The sequence below is a fragment of the Tenacibaculum sp. Mcav3-52 genome (genome assembly GCF_022347665.1).
Lineage (GTDB): Bacteria > Bacteroidota > Bacteroidia > Flavobacteriales > Flavobacteriaceae > Polaribacter > Polaribacter mesophilus.
In genome coordinates, this window is record NZ_JAKRGE010000003.1 from 350,525 (window position 1) to 364,967 (window position 14,443).

Genomic DNA, 14,443 nt, shown 5'->3' on the forward strand with positions numbered 1-14,443 from the left:
GAGCAGTATAAAAAACTTTATAAAGAGTAAAAACAAAACCTGGGTTAGGTATATAAAAAAAGGTTGTCTTTCAAGACAACCTTCTTTTTATAAGGATATTGTTATATTACATAATAAACAAGCGTCTGTTATGCATTAAATCATATACCTTCTCTCCTACTGTTTCTAGTACTTCTTCGTTCTCAGCATTCATTAATGCTTCGTCTATTAAATCAACAATTACCTGCATATCTTCTTCTTTCAAACCACGTGTAGTAACTGCAGCAGTACCAACACGAATACCAGAAGTAACAAATGGTGATTCTGTATCAAAAGGAACCATATTTTTGTTTACAGTTATTTCTGCTTTTCCTAAAGCTTCTTCAGCAGCTTTACCTGTAATCTTTTTGTTACGTAAATCAATTAACATACAATGGTTGTCTGTACCTCCAGAAATAATTTCATATCCTTTCTCTACAAAAGCTTTGGCCATTGCTTGTGCGTTTTCTTTTACTTGAATTTGATATTCCAAGAACTCATCTGTTAAAGCTTCACCAAAAGCAACTGCTTTTGCTGCAATAACATGTTCTAATGGTCCACCTTGGTTTCCTGGGAATACCGCAGAGTTAATCAATGTAGACATTTTCTTTAATTTTCCTGATTTTAATTTTAATCCGAACGGATTTTCAAAATCTTTTCCAATCATAATCATTCCTCCACGAGGTCCACGTAATGTTTTATGAGTTGTTGTAGTAACTATATGACAGTGTGGTAGTGGATCAGATAAAATACCCTTTGCTATTAATCCTGCTGGATGTGAAATATCAGCCATTAAAATAGCTCCAACACTATCAGCAACTTCTCTAAACTTTTTAAAATCAATATCACGAGAATACGCTGAAGCTCCAGCAATGATTAACTTAGGTTTGTGCTCTTTTGCTTGTTGTTCTAAATGATCATAATCGATATATCCAGTTTCTTTTACCACTCCGTAGAACACAGGATTGTATAATTTTCCTGAAAAATTAACTGGTGAACCGTGTGTTAAATGACCTCCATGAGATAAGTCAAAACCTAAAATAGTATCTCCTGGTTGTAAACAAGCTGCAAAGACCGCAGTATTTGCCTGACTTCCAGAGTGTGGCTGTACATTTACATACTCAGCTCCAAATAATTCTTTAGCTCTATCAATCGCAATTTGCTCAACGATATCTACCACTTCACACCCTCCGTAATAACGTTTACCTGGGTATCCTTCAGCATATTTATTTGTTAAAACTGATCCTTGAGCTTCCATTACTTGGTCACTCACAAAATTTTCAGAAGCAATCAATTCTAAACCATTTAATTGTCGTTCTTTTTCCTCTTGAATTAAATCAAATATTTGATGATCTTTTTGCATGTTGTTTGTTTTGTTGCGTAAAGTAGCCAAATGTACTAAAATTTATGTATCCTTTTTTAAGGATTTTTAAAGAAGTTTACGCTAAAATACTTTCACATTTTTTTTACTCATCTTTTTGGGGTAAATTGAAAAAAATATGTAGGTTTGATGAAAATATAACAAAAACGATAAATGGAAATAACTGCTAATAACCCGAATAGAAAATCTTGGTTAACTGTAGCTGAAAACTCAGATTTTCCTATTCAAAATATACCTTTTGGGGTTTTTTTAACTAAAGATGATATCATAACAATTGGTACAAGAATTGGTGATTATGCGATTGATTTAGGTGCTTTACATCAATTAGGATATTTTGATGGAATTCCTTTAACAGATGATATCTTCTTACAAGACACCTTAAATGATTTTATTGCAGACGGACGTAAAACATGGCGTTTAGTTCGTAATAGGATTGCTGATATTTTTGATGTAAAAAACAGTAAGCTAAGAGATAATGCTGAGCACAAAGACAAAATAATCTTTAGAATGGATGAAGTTGAAATGCAACTTCCTGTCGCTGTAGGAGATTATACCGATTTTTATGCTAGTAAAGAACACGCAACGAATGTAGGGAGCTTATTTAGAGATCCTGAAAATGCCTTACTTCCAAACTGGTTACAAATTCCTATTGGCTATCACGGAAGAAGTTCTTCTATCGTGCCATCTGGTACTCCAATTCGTCGTCCTATAGGGCAACAGCGTCCTAATGAAGGAGAAACTACACCTAATTTTGGACCTTCTAAATTATTAGATTTTGAATTAGAAATGGCTTTTATTACTACAGTTGCTAACGACTTAGGAGATAGAATACCTATTGAAGAAGCAGAAGATTATATCTTCGGACTGGTATTGTTTAACGACTGGTCTGCTCGTGACATTCAAGCTTGGGAATATGTTCCATTAGGACCTTTCTTAGGAAAGAATTTTGCTTCAACAATTTCTCCTTGGATTGTAACCTTAGATGCACTAGAGCCTTTTAGAGTAGATAATCCTAAACAAGTATATGAACCTTTACCTTATTTAAAGAAAGAAGGAAAAGATAGTTACGATATTAATTTACAAATGGCTATTCAACCAGAAGGTAAAGAAGAAACTGTAGTGTGTAATTCTAACTTTAAATACATGTATTGGACTATGGTACAACAATTAACACATCATACAGTAAATGGGTGTCCTGTAAATGCAGGTGATATGATGGGTAGTGGTACTATTTCTGGTCCTACTCAAGATAGCTTTGGTTCAATGTTAGAATTAACTTGGAGAGGTAAGAACCCTGTTAAATTAAACGACGGTAGCGAACGTAAATTTATAAATGATAACGATACTGTTATTATGCGTGGTTATTGTAAAAATGAAAAAATTCGCATTGGTTTTGGTGAATGCTCAGGTAAAATTTTACCAGCTAAGTAAATACTTATCATTACTAATAATATAAGCATAAAAAAATCCAGTTCAAAAGAACTGGATTTTTTATTTTTATTCATCTTCAGGTGGTGGATGTCCATGAATTTGCTCATATACTTCATCAAAATTATTTCGTAAATAACTATTTAATTTTTTACGATAGTCATCTTGTAACCAATCAATGAAATTATGAGTACTCTTTGAGATACATTTTGAGTATCTAAAAATTCTATCATCAATATCTCCTCCCAACATTTTTGCTAATATCAATGCATCAAAAACATCTTCACTATTTTCAACACACATTTTTGCATGATGTTCTATTGATTTTTCCAGTACTCTTTTTGAAGACTCTCCTCCTTGAATAGTGTCTCTGTATACTTTTTTAACATCAAAATAAAGGTCTTCAGAATTAGCAAACTCTGCTTTAACATCTGCTGGTAACTCATATTTAAAGTCACTTTCTATTTCTTCATCAGATAATAAATTGTCTAGATAGAAATTAGGTGCCCTAAACATTTTTTGCCAATCTAAATCGGCACCCCAAGGTCCAAAACGATGGAAGTTGTTTCCTAAATCAATTACATTAAATTCTGATTTCCCAGGTAAAATACGAGAACCACGACCAATCATTTGGTAATATAATGTTAACGATTTCGTTGCTCTATTAAGAATAATTGATTGTACAGAAGGTTCATCAAACCCTGTTGTTAAGATACTTACCGAAGTAATTATAGCATTAGGTGTTTTATGAAACCATTTTAAGATAAAATCACGTTCCTTCTTAGTGTTAGTGTTATCTAAATGTGCAATTGGGTACCCAGCTCTTTTAAACGTATCATATACATGCAACGATGTATTAATACCATTGTTAAAAATTAAGGTTTTTGTTCCTTTAGCCCGTTCTTCATAAGCTTGTAAAAGCTTTGAAAGCATATCTGTATTTGTATATAAATCTTCAGATGATTTTACAGTATAATCACCATTAGCCCCTACTTCTAACGAAGTTAAACCTACATTATAAGAATAAATATTGGCTTTTGCCAAATATTCATTTTGAATTAAAGCCCCAATACTCTCCCCATCAATAAGCTCATCATAATTATCCTTCATAGGAAGCTTAATATTTGAACTTAAAGGAGTTGCAGTTACACCCAGTATAAAAGACTTATCAAAGAACTTAAATAGTTTAGTAAAAGAATTGTAATGTGCCTCATCAATAATTACTAAACCTACATCTGAAATATCTAACATATCGTCATTCAAACGATTGTTTAACGTTTCAACCATAGCTACAAAGCAATCAAACTCATTTTGATCGTCTAAACTTGCTTTACTATCTATAATTTTATTTACAACACCAAACTCTTTAAGCATTTTTGCTGTCTGTTTACACAGCTCTATTCGGTGTGTCATAATCAATACTTTCTTTTGATAATGTTTTAAGTATTGACGTGTAATTTCAGAGAAAATAACGGTCTTTCCTCCTCCTGTAGGTAGTTGATAAAGTAAATGGTAATTTTCGGGGGCATTCTCAAAACTTTTGAAAATTTTGTGCAATGCTTCTTTTTGATAATCGTATAGATTTTTTCCTTTCTTTGGTTGTGAAGTTGCTGTTTCGTTACTCAAATCTCTATTAATTTTGAAATACGCAAAAATACGAGGTATTTAAGGAAATCCCATTAAAAATGGCATCTTTTTTAGATTTTTTTCAAATCAATACGAGCAATATCGTAATGAGAAGCATGCGAAATTACTTCTCCATTTTTAACTACCAACAACTGAGGAGATTGATGTAAAACCTGAAATGTATACCCTATTTCATTAGAAACATCTCTATAGCTAAGTAAGTCAAGATAATACACTTTAAAATCTTTTAATTCCTCATCAAAACTGTTTACAAAACGTTTAATTACCATACTACTAATTCCACACCTTGTTGAGTGTTTAAAAATAGCAATTGGTTGTTTATTCGATAATTCTTTTATTTCCTTTATTTGCTCTACCGATGTTAATGGAGTCCAGTTAATAAATGACTCTTTTCCTTCTTTATTTTTGTCTTTTCTTCCAAAAATAGTGTTTAATACTCCCATTAAGTTCTTATTTTAATAACATTATTGTTCTTAATTATCATCCTACCAGTCAAAAAGTCATAAAAAATTTATTTTTAAAGACAAAATGTCTCTTGTTTTAAAAAAAAATCAATTGGTATTGAATTTGACTTTTATAGAGAAAAATAAAAACGATATGAATTTTAACAATTATACAATAAAATCACAAGAAACCATACAACAAGCGCAACAATTAGCGCAAAGTTATGGTAACAACCTTATAGAAAATGAACACATCTTCAAAGCTTTATTTTTAGTCGACGAAAATGTACTTCCTTTCATTTTAAAGAAACTCAATATAAATGTAACTGTTATACAACAAATATTAGATAAGCAATTAGAAAGTTTTTCTAAAGTTACTGGTGCTGACTTAATGCTTTCTCGTGAAGCTAATAAAACATTAAATGAAGCATCTATTATTGCTAAGAAAATGAACGATGAATATGTTTCTATTGAGCATTTAATTTTAGCTATTTTTAAATCTAAAAGTCAAATAGCACAAGTTTTAAAAGATCAAGGTGTTTCAGAAAAAAGTTTAAAAGCAGCAATTGAAGAATTACGTAAAGGAAATCGTGTGACCTCACAAAGTGCCGAAGAAACTTATAATTCTTTAAATAAATATGCTAAAAACTTAAATCAGTTAGCACAAGACGGAAAATTAGATCCTGTAATTGGTCGTGATGAAGAAATTAGACGTTTATTACAAATTTTATCACGTAGAACTAAAAACAACCCGATTCTAGTTGGGGAGCCTGGTACAGGTAAAACTGCGATAGCTGAAGGTTTAGCACACAGAATCATTCGTGGTGACGTTCCTGAAAACCTTAAAGAAAAACAAATTTTTTCTTTAGACATGGGAGCACTAATTGCTGGAGCTAAATATAAAGGTGAATTTGAAGAACGTTTAAAATCTGTAGTAAAAGAAGTAACAAAGTCTGAAGGAGACATCGTATTATTTATTGATGAAATTCACACTTTAGTAGGTGCTGGTGGTGGTCAAGGTGCAATGGATGCTGCTAATATTTTAAAACCTGCTTTAGCACGTGGAGAATTAAGAGCTATTGGAGCTACTACTCTAGATGAATATCAAAAATACTTTGAAAAAGACAAAGCTTTAGAACGTCGTTTTCAAAAAGTGATGGTAGATGAACCAGATACAGAAAGTGCTATTTCTATTTTACGTGGTATTAAAGATAAATATGAAACACACCATAAGGTTCGAATAAAAGACGAAGCCATTATTGGAGCCGTAGAATTATCCCAACGTTATATTACCAATCGTTTTTTACCAGATAAAGCGATTGACTTAATGGATGAAGCTGCTTCTAAATTACGTATGGAAATCAATTCTAAACCAGAAGAATTAGATGTACTAGATCGTAAAATAATGCAGTTAGAAATTGAAATTGAAGCTATTAAACGTGAAAACGATGAAACTAAGTTAAAATCTTTAAATGCCGATTTAGCTAATTTAAAGGAAGAGCGTAATGAAATCAATGCCAAGTGGCAATCTGAAAAAAATGTTGTAGATACTATTCAGAACTTAAAAACTGATATAGAAAACTATAAACACGAAGCTGAAAAAGCTGAGCGCAATGGTGATTATGGTAAAGTAGCTGAATTACGTTATGGTAAAATTAAAGAAGCACAAGAAGAGCTAGATAAACAACAAGATATTTTAGCAAATCAACAAGGAAACTCTTTAATTAAAGAAGAAGTAACCTATGATGATATTGCTGAAGTTGTAGCTAAATGGACCGGAGTTCCTGTTACTAAAATGTTACAATCTGAGCGTGAGAAGTTGTTAAAACTAGAAGATGAACTACATAAACGTGTTGTTGGTCAAGAAGAGGCTATTGAAGCAGTTTCTGATGCTGTACGCCGTTCTAGGTCAGGATTACAGAACCCTGACAAACCTATTGGTTCTTTCTTGTTCCTGGGAACAACTGGAGTCGGTAAAACTGAGTTAGCCAAAGCTCTTGCTGAATATTTATTTGATGATGAAAATGCCATGACACGTATTGATATGAGTGAATATCAAGAACGACATTCAGTAAGCAGATTGGTTGGTGCACCTCCTGGGTATGTTGGATATGATGAAGGCGGACAACTAACTGAAGCTGTTAGAAGAAAACCGTATTCAGTTGTATTATTAGATGAGATTGAAAAAGCACATCCTGATACTTTTAATATTTTATTACAAGTACTAGATGAAGGTAGGTTAACGGATAATAAAGGACGTATTGCTGATTTTAAAAATACCATAATTATTATGACCTCCAATATGGGCAGCCACATTATTCAAGAGAAATTTGATAATATGAAGGGAGACATTGATACTACTATAGATTTAGCTAAAACAGAAGTTTTAGGTTTATTAAAACAATCTGTAAGACCTGAATTTTTGAATAGAATTGACGATATTATCATGTTCACTCCATTATCAGAGAATAATATTAAAGAAATTGTAAAACTACAATTGAATAATGTTAAAAAGATGATTGCGCAACAAAACATTATTTTTGACGCTACAGATGAGGCTATCAATTACTTAGCTATAAAGGGATACCAACCAGAGTTTGGCGCGCGTCCTGTAAAACGTGTTATTCAAAAAGAAGTTTTAAATCAGTTATCTAAAGAAATTTTATCTGGACAAGTAACTACTGATAGTATTATTTTACTAGATGCTTTTGATGATGAGCTGGTATTTAGAAATCAATCGGATTTAGTTAATAACTAATTTTGAATAAAAAAAGGGAGTTTTTAACTCCCTTTTTTTAATTTACTACAATATCATTTAGTACGATTTCAGAAACTTTTTTTAGTTTACCTTCTTCATAAAGTTTATCAATGATATAAAAGTCAATACCATCTTCTAAAGGTTTATAGTTGTTATAATCAACAAAACGAATTCCGTTTATTATTTTTTCCTCTTTTATATCTCTAAAGCGTACTCCTCCTCCATTTGTATGATATTTATACGCTAAATAATCTAGTTGAAAATTATCTTTAGCAAACCAATATATAAATACATCATCAAAATCATCTCCTCCTCCTTCTTCTGTAAATGTTATTCTAATTTTATAATACTCTTTTCCTTTAACTTTAACTGATTCTAATAGCTTTTTTTGAACAGCTTTATCATTCAATCCAAAAGGTAAAACTGAAAAATAGTGAACTGAGTTTACAGAGTTTCTATAACGATTTTCATCTTTTTCCGTTAGCTCAACTAAGCTATCATTTACAAAACGCTCAAAATTGTCATTTGACAACACATCTTTTATTCTTACCGAGTCATTTTTTATAGTTCTAACTAATTTAAAAGCACCGTTATTTCTGACTGCTTTATAATTATTTTTTCTGAAATCAAAGGAAATTGTAGCATCTCCAATTTCGTTCAACCTAGAGTATGCTATTGACTTATCAATTATTTCTTGGGCAGTAAATTTTGGTTTACAAGAAACTATTGATAAAAATAATAAAATGTATAAATATCTCATAAAATGTTGTTTATTTTAGTCATTATAATCATAAACAAATTTACAAGTATTCATTAATTTTACTTGTTAAGTTTAACATAAAAAAAGAGCTACAATTAAGTAGCTCTATAAAAGGAATTAAAATTTATTGGTTTAAAACCTCATACCTACTCCAAAACCAATAAGTAACGGGTTTATATCTACTTCTGCTGGTACTGTCGCTACACCTGCATTTACAGAAACATCTGTACTTAGTCCTATATATTTTGCATCTACGTTTAAAAACCAAGTATCGTCTAAATCGTAATCAAAACCTAACTGAAGTGCATACCCAAAACTATTTTCATAATCTACATCAACCACAGCTCCTGGATTAGCATCGTAAAAAACAGTATAGTTAACACCTGCCCCAACATAAGGTTTAAAATCACTTATATTAAAATGGTATTGTAGCGTTAATGTTGGAGGTAATAACCAAACATCACCTAAATTAACATTTCCCAAGGCTGTGTTTACTGCTTTTACATCGTGATTAGTTGTTCCTAAAATTAATTCAGCTGCTATATTTTGAGTAAAATAGTAAGTAAAGTCTAATTCTGGAATAAAATTTTTACCTATTTCAACATCTCCTCCAATAGTACCAATTGTTGCAGATTCATTTGGTAAAACACTTACCCATCTAAAACGAGCTTGCCATTTTTTAAAATCATTTGTCTTAGCATTTTCTTGAGCATTTACATTACTAAAAAACAATGTTCCTAATACAATACTTAATATAATTTTTTTCATGATTATAAGTTTTAATTTTGAGCAAAATTACACTCCACACTTCCCTAAAAACATGACTTAAATCATAGCTTAATAATTTTATTTAACAACTTAAAATTATAGTTATATTTGTGTTTTATTTTATGCAAAAAAAAATTAACATACAGAATAAAAAGGCTCGTTTTGAATACGAGATACTTGATAAATACACAGCAGGAATTCAGCTCACAGGTACTGAAATAAAATCAATACGACAAAGCAAAGCTCGAATTACTGAGAGCTTTTGCGAGTTTAACGATAAAGGAGAGCTTTTTGTTGTAAATATGTACATCGAAGAGTATGCCTTTGGGCATCATTACAACCATAATCCCAAAAGTGAGCGCCGTTTACTACTTAATAAACGTGAATTAAAAAAACTTGAAAAGGAAGTTGAAGCTAAAGGTAATACAATTGTTCCTTTGCGTTTATTCATTAACGAAAGTGGTTGGGCTAAATTAGATATTGCTCTAGCTAAAGGAAAGAAAACCCATGATAAAAGACAAAATATTAAAGATCGTGATAATAAACGTGATTTAGCCAGAATAAAAAAGGCTTTTAACTAAATGAATGATACTTTCTTAAATATCATACAATGGAAAAAAATTATATATTTTATTTTTATTTTATTTCTATTTAAGTATTCTTTTTTATATGGTTATGGTTTTGAAACAACTCTCTCTTTTTTTGATCTTGGTTTACTATCTATTTCAAGTGCTTTCTTATTAGCTTCTGGTTACTTAACTAGCTTTTTTTTTAGAAACAAACAAAAAAAAACCAGACTCCCTTTAAATAAGATAAAAAAAGTATCTATTTTATTAATGATATTTGGAATTTTAGTAGGCTTAATTGTATCACTAAAGGTAAATAAAATATGGTATGGTCTTATTTTTATAATTTGTCCAATAGTTGTACACCTATATTCAAAAAACAATATCCAGAAAACCTTTTTTAGTAACATTGTTACTTCTTTTTTAAAACCTTTTGCCTTACTTATGCTTTGGTGGTTTGATTTCCCATTAAACTTATCTATAGAACAATGGGAATTATTTTATAACCTCCAGTTGATAACCATAGGTTACGTAATTATTTCTTTTCTTAGCAATATGGTCATAGAAATAATTATTGATATTATTAACGTAAACCATGACAATATAAATAAACAAAATACCCTACCTGTTTTACTTGGTAGAAAAAGGGCTAAAGATATTGCCTTGATGCTTTCGTTTATAGCTTGTTTATTTGTGTTTTCTGTTGCTGTTGCCTTTTTAAAAAATAAATTTATTTTTTCAACTATTATGCTGCTAGGAATACTCCCTGAACTATATTTTATATATAAACTAATGTTAGCTTCAGAAAGCAAAGACTATAATAATTTATTAAAAATAAGCTATATAAGTTTTTTTCTTGCTCTTTTAAGTGTTCCTACTATATCTTATTATATTAAATATGTTATCAACTAAATTATCACAGTATTCTATTATTCTTGCCTCAAGCTCTCCGAGAAGACAAGAACTTATTAAAAGCTTAAATATTCCTTTTACTGTTAAAATCAAAGATATAGAAGAAATTTATCCTGAGGAATTGCAGCAAACAGAAATAACTGACTTTTTGGCTGATTTAAAAGCCATTCCTTTTAAAAAAGATTTAAAAGAAAATGAGTTATTAATAACATCAGACACCATTGTATGGATAAATAATGAAGCCTTAGGAAAACCTAAAAATTACAATGAGGCGTTCCAAATGCTTAAAAAACTATCTAACACTACACATAAAGTTATTACCTCTATATGTATTACTAACAAATCATTTCAAAAAACTGTGAATGACACCACTATAGTCAGTTTTAAAGAACTTTTAGACGATGAAATTGATTACTATATAAAAACGTACCAACCGTTTGATAAAGCGGGAGCCTATGGTATTCAAGAATGGATTGGTAAAATAGGAATAACAAAAATTGAAGGAAGTTATTTTAATGTTATGGGGTTTCCTGTTCATAAACTTTACAAAGAATTATCAAAATTGTAGCTTTACATCTATATAAAAGATTATTTTTGATGCGTATTTACACAACACAAACTGATGAAAAAATATACTTATACTGAAAAAAAAGATACCCGTTCTGGGTTTGGTGATGGTTTAACAGAATTAGGACAGAAAAACCCTAATGTTGTAGCTTTATGTGCTGATTTAACAGGTTCATTAAAAATGAATGAGTTTGCTAAAAATCACCCTGAACGTTTTTATCAAGTAGGAATTGCCGAGGCAAATATGATCGGAATTGCTGCTGGATTAACTATTGGAGGAAAAATTCCTTTTACTGGTACATTTGCTAACTTTTCAACTGGTAGAGTTTATGATCAAATTCGTCAATCAGTTGCTTATTCTGATAAGAATGTGAAAATTTGTGCTTCTCACGCAGGGTTAACTTTAGGTGAAGACGGAGCGACACACCAAATTTTAGAAGACATTGGATTAATGAAAATGTTACCAGGTATGACTGTTATAAATACTTGTGATTACAGCCAAACCAAAGCTGCTACTTTAGCTATTGCAGAACATGAAGGTCCTGTATATTTACGTTTTGGGCGTCCAAAAGTACCAGTATTTATGACCGATCAACCTTTTGAAATAGGAAAAGCAATTCAACTTACTGAAGGTAATGATGTTACTATTGTTGCTACAGGTCACTTAGTATGGGAAGCTTTACAAGCTGCTGAACAATTAGAAGTTAAAGGTATTTCTGCTGAAGTAATAAACATTCATACTATTAAGCCATTAGATGAAGAAGCTATCTTAAAATCTGTTGCTAAAACAGGCTGTGTAGTTACTGCTGAAGAGCATAACAAATATGGAGGCTTAGGAGAAAGTGTAGCTCGTTGTTTAGCTACCAACGCCCCTACTCCACAAGAGTTTGTTGCTGTAAACGATAGTTTTGGTGAATCTGCTACTCCAAATCAGTTAATGAAAAAATATGGTTTAAATGACGAAGCTATAGTAAAAGCAGTTGAAAAAGTTATTTCTAGAAAATAAAAAACATAAACAACTAAACAATAAATACATCACTTTTAAGGTTTAAAGTGATGTATTTTTTTATATAAAAGTAAATATTTAACTCAATTATAATAGTGTAAATTAAAAACAAATGAAAAAAGCAATTTTTATCTTATGTCTTCTAATTGGAGGCTCACAGTTAGCACAAAGCCAAATACAAGGAGGTATTAAAGGAGGTATTAACTACAATTCTGACTCTTTTTATGATGTAAAAAATGATGTCTTTGATGGGGCCAAAAGTAAAACAGGTTTTCATGCTGGTGCTTGGTTACGTATAAAATTACCAGCTACTGGTTTATATATTAGACCTGAATTGGTATATACACAATTGAATAATAATGTTGTTTATTATCCAGAAGGAAAATCAAACAACTCAACAAATAACCAGAATGTCTCTTATGAAATTCAAAAAATAGATATTCCTGTTTTATTAGGTTTAAACTTTTTAAAAGTAGGACATGTTTTTGCTGGACCATCTTTTCAATATATTTTAGACTCTGATTTTAACTTTAAAGATCTTAAACAAGTAAATTCTGACGGTTTTTCAGTTGGTTTACAGTTAGGAGCTGGTGTTGAACTTGGTAAGTTGGGATTAGATGTACGTTGGGAAAGAGCTTTGTCTGATACTGAGTCTAAATTTGTAGATAATAATATTAGTGAAAATGTAAATTTTGATACTCGTATAAACCAAATTATTATAGGTTTATCATATAGGTTCTAACTTTTAAATTTTAAACATAAAAAAAACCGAAGTCTAAGACTTCGGTTTTTTTTATTTTACTTTTTTACCTTAAAAAATATCCCTGTTTAGATAATCTGGTATCGTAGGCTTATTTGGATCACTAAAATCGTTAGCTGGGTTTCCATCTCCATTTTTATCCTCGTCTTTTGATAAAACTCCATCTCCATCATCATCTGTATCTAAGTAATTAGGAATATTATCTCCATCAGTATCATCATTTCTAGGGTTTCCATCTCCATCTAAATCTTCTAATATAGAAGGTACTCCATCTCTATCATGATCTGTATCTTCTACAAAGTCGAATAAATCAATATAAAAGATTAACTGAGAATTGGCAGGTATTCCTCCATTTACCGAATTTCTATAAGCTAAGCCTGAAGGAACAATCAAAATTCCTTTTCCAAATTTATCATAAGAAATAGGCTCTCCTTGGCTAGATGTGTTAATGCCTGCTTTAAAGTTTGGAATTCCTAAAGTCCACCCTCTAATAGGCGTAGGAGCATCGAACTGACTTCCTGATAATGTCAAATTCCACCAAATTGGAGTAGTTCCTGTTTGACTTAACTCTAGTTGATCTACTTTAGTTGTATACCATACTTGATAGTTAGTTAGAACAGAGTCTAACTCTGTAGGGTTACCTTTCGGAGATTGTCCTTCTTCTATGACTAAATGATATAAATCATATTCAATATCGTTTTCTGTATGTGTCTTTTTTATTAACCTACTATCTTCTGACAATGGTGTTTTACCAGCAATTATAGGTTTTATAGAATCTATTGTATCATCAAAATAATAATTCTTTAAAAATTTTGCTATCGAATCTTTATCTTTCAAAGCTTGAGCTTCATGGTCAAAATTGTCAACTAAAGAGTTGCTATCACTTCCACAAGCATACAAAAGAGTACCTATAATGGCTGTATAAAATACATGTTTAAATTTTATCATTTAATTCTGAAATTTTAACGCGCAATTTACCATTTTTATACCTTTGTAAAAAATGAAACGATAAAAATTAACTTTTTATATGAGAATTGACAAATATTTGTGGTGTATTCGCTTGTTTAAAACCCGTAGTATTGCCACAGATGCTTGTAAAAAAGGGCATGTTAAAATAGAAGGCACTAACCTAAAGCCATCAAAAGAAATATTTGGTAACGAAGAAATAACTATTCGAAAAAATCAAATTAATTACAAAATAAAGGTGTTAGATATTCCACCCAATCGAGTTGGAGCTAAATTGGTTGATTTATATAGAAAAGACATAACCCCTAAAGAAGAGTTTGAAAAAACTGAGTTATTAAAATACGCTAAAGATTATTATCGTAAAAAAGGAACAGGGCGCCCTACCAAAAAAGATCGTCGTGATATTGATGATTATTATGAAGATTCTAATAAAAATGATGTTAATTTGTAAACCAAAACTAAG

General features: G+C 30.7%; 14 protein-coding genes. 8 read left to right on the top strand and 6 right to left on the bottom strand.

Translation table 11 applies throughout. From position 1 onward, the window contains the following. Nucleotides 1-106: 106 nt before the first annotated feature. The gene (gene glyA, locus MHM83_RS10765) at nt 107-1,381 is read right to left on the bottom strand and encodes a serine hydroxymethyltransferase (RefSeq protein WP_047788803.1); all 1,275 of its coding nucleotides are present in this window, start codon (nt 1,379-1,381) and stop codon (nt 107-109) included. A 171-nt stretch (nt 1,382-1,552) separates the two neighbouring features. Between glyA and fahA the strand changes: the two genes are divergently transcribed. Continuing rightward, nucleotides 1,553-2,830 (top strand): fumarylacetoacetase, encoded by a 1,278-nt coding sequence (fahA, locus tag MHM83_RS10770; protein WP_047788804.1) that lies wholly within the window; start codon nt 1,553-1,555, stop codon nt 2,828-2,830. Nucleotides 2,831-2,896: 66 nt separating this feature from the next. Here the strand turns inward: fahA and MHM83_RS10775 are convergent, their stop codons facing one another. Continuing rightward, the gene (locus MHM83_RS10775) at nt 2,897-4,453 is read right to left on the bottom strand and encodes a DEAD/DEAH box helicase (protein ID WP_047788805.1); all 1,557 of its coding nucleotides are present in this window, start codon (nt 4,451-4,453) and stop codon (nt 2,897-2,899) included. A gap of 71 nt (nt 4,454-4,524) precedes the next feature. Continuing rightward, nucleotides 4,525-4,917, bottom strand: coding sequence for a bacillithiol system redox-active protein YtxJ (gene ytxJ / locus MHM83_RS10780; RefSeq protein WP_239179697.1), 393 nt, complete (start codon nt 4,915-4,917; stop codon nt 4,525-4,527). Between the two features lie 154 nt (nt 4,918-5,071). Here ytxJ and clpB point away from each other — a divergent pair, with 154 nt between their 5' ends. Next, nucleotides 5,072-7,675: an ATP-dependent chaperone ClpB gene (gene clpB, locus MHM83_RS10785; protein ID WP_239179698.1), complete on the top strand. Its 2,604-nt coding sequence runs from the start codon at nt 5,072-5,074 to the stop codon at nt 7,673-7,675. Between the two features lie 37 nt (nt 7,676-7,712). Here the strand turns inward: clpB and MHM83_RS10790 are convergent, their stop codons facing one another. Both MHM83_RS10790 and MHM83_RS10795 read right to left on the bottom strand, forming a co-directional pair. Beyond that, nucleotides 7,713-8,435, bottom strand: a complete 723-nt coding sequence (locus MHM83_RS10790) for a DUF6503 family protein (protein ID WP_239179699.1) — start codon at nt 8,433-8,435, stop codon at nt 7,713-7,715. 132 nt (nt 8,436-8,567) lie between these two features. After that, on the bottom strand, nt 8,568-9,203 hold the full coding sequence (locus tag MHM83_RS10795; protein WP_159614968.1) for an OmpW/AlkL family protein: 636 nt from the start codon (nt 9,201-9,203) through the stop codon (nt 8,568-8,570). 122 nt (nt 9,204-9,325) lie between these two features. Here MHM83_RS10795 and smpB point away from each other — a divergent pair, with 122 nt between their 5' ends. From smpB to MHM83_RS10820, 5 genes are all read left to right on the top strand, one after another. Beyond that, nucleotides 9,326-9,784: an SsrA-binding protein SmpB gene (smpB, locus tag MHM83_RS10800; RefSeq protein ID WP_047788809.1), complete on the top strand. Its 459-nt coding sequence runs from the start codon at nt 9,326-9,328 to the stop codon at nt 9,782-9,784. Continuing rightward, complete coding sequence (locus tag MHM83_RS10805; protein WP_073184031.1) at nt 9,785-10,681, top strand: UbiA family prenyltransferase; 897 nt, start codon at nt 9,785-9,787, stop codon at nt 10,679-10,681. It begins immediately after the preceding gene. After that, nucleotides 10,668-11,249, top strand: coding sequence for a Maf-like protein (locus tag MHM83_RS10810; RefSeq protein WP_159614969.1), 582 nt, complete (start codon nt 10,668-10,670; stop codon nt 11,247-11,249). The genes MHM83_RS10805 and MHM83_RS10810 overlap by 14 nt, the downstream gene beginning before the upstream one ends. 54 nt (nt 11,250-11,303) lie before the next feature. Next, entirely contained in the window at nt 11,304-12,254 is a 951-nt protein-coding gene (locus MHM83_RS10815; protein WP_239179700.1) for a transketolase family protein, read from the top strand. A gap of 112 nt (nt 12,255-12,366) precedes the next feature. Further along, entirely contained in the window at nt 12,367-12,996 is a 630-nt protein-coding gene (locus tag MHM83_RS10820) for a porin family protein (RefSeq protein WP_239179701.1), read from the top strand. Nucleotides 12,997-13,065: 69 nt separating this feature from the next. Here MHM83_RS10820 and MHM83_RS10825 read toward each other — a convergent pair whose 3' ends face one another. After that, a complete protein-coding gene (locus MHM83_RS10825; protein ID WP_047788814.1) occupies nt 13,066-13,962 on the bottom strand; it encodes an FKBP-type peptidyl-prolyl cis-trans isomerase in 897 nt (298 codons plus the stop codon). Between the two features lie 79 nt (nt 13,963-14,041). Here MHM83_RS10825 and MHM83_RS10830 point away from each other — a divergent pair, with 79 nt between their 5' ends. After that, nucleotides 14,042-14,431: an RNA-binding S4 domain-containing protein gene (locus MHM83_RS10830; protein ID WP_047788815.1), complete on the top strand. Its 390-nt coding sequence runs from the start codon at nt 14,042-14,044 to the stop codon at nt 14,429-14,431. Nucleotides 14,432-14,443: the final 12 nt, after the last annotated feature.